Origin of the sequence: uncultured Endozoicomonas sp., from assembly GCF_947495845.1 — a bacterium.
In the GTDB taxonomy this organism is placed as follows: Bacteria; Pseudomonadota; Gammaproteobacteria; order Pseudomonadales; family Endozoicomonadaceae; genus Endozoicomonas.
Genome location: NZ_CANMAO010000113.1, coordinates 1 through 318 on the forward strand (window position 1 = coordinate 1; position 318 = coordinate 318).

General features: G+C 52.2%; 1 tRNA gene. It reads right to left on the bottom strand.

Annotated features, from left to right (window positions below):
- Positions 1-77, bottom strand: a tRNA-Asp gene (locus tag Q1B11_RS20340).
- Positions 78-318 lie beyond the last annotated feature (241 nt).

Consider the following 318-nt stretch of genomic DNA (forward strand, 5'->3'; position numbering starts at 1 on the left):
TGGCGGACCGGACGGGACTCGAACCCGCGACCTCCGGCGTGACAGGCCGGCATTCTAACCAACTGAACTACCGGTCCACATAAACGTTTTTCAACACTGCTATTGATAAACTCCTCATAATTCAGCCAGTCAGACCGAACATCCGCGTATTTAGCGGAAGAGAGACTCTATCAGAATTCACTTTAAGATCAATCCCTGATTTGGAATTGATACACAGGCGCGAAACAACCTTTTACAAGAGATGGCGGACCGGACGGGACTCGAACCCGCGACCTCCGGCGTGACAGGCCGGCATTCTAACCAACTGAACTACCGGTC